1 protein-coding gene is annotated in these 446 nt (G+C 37.0%); it reads left to right on the top strand.

What is annotated here, in order from left to right; translation table 11 throughout:
- On the top strand, positions 1 to 366 hold a 366-nt coding region (locus KH893_RS12265; protein WP_281166336.1), incomplete at its 5' end, for an ATP-binding cassette domain-containing protein.
- Positions 367 to 446 lie beyond the last annotated feature (80 nt).

Below are 446 nucleotides of genomic sequence, written 5' to 3'. Positions count from 1 at the left end.
CAATTATCCGAAGGATATCAAACGATTTTAAATGAATCGGCTTCTAACATTTCGCAAGGACAAAGGCAGTTGCTAACAATTGCCCGAGCTTTTCTTGCTGATCCGGAGATTTTGATTCTCGATGAGGCTACCAGTTCCGTCGACACCCGAACAGAAATTCTAATTCAAAGGGCAATGGAGAAACTGCAAAGTTCTAGAACAAGTTTTGTTGTTGCTCACCGGCTTTCGACTATTCAGAATGCTGATAATATTGTTGTTATGAATCATGGATCGATTGTTGAAACCGGAACGCATGAACAACTCTTGGATGCTAATGGTTTTTATGCCGGTTTGTATAATTCTCAATTTTCAAACGGAGCCATTTGAAATGTTGCTGGTTTTTCGTTATTTTAAAAGATAATGTGAGTATAATTGCTGTTTATTTTTTGTTTTTATGGAGGTATAAA

It is taken from the genome of Liquorilactobacillus sicerae (assembly GCF_029916425.1).
Taxonomy (GTDB): domain Bacteria; phylum Bacillota; class Bacilli; order Lactobacillales; family Lactobacillaceae; genus Liquorilactobacillus; species Liquorilactobacillus sicerae.
The sequence above is the reverse complement of the archived record's forward strand: the minus strand, read 5'-3'. Positions and strand labels throughout refer to the sequence as shown.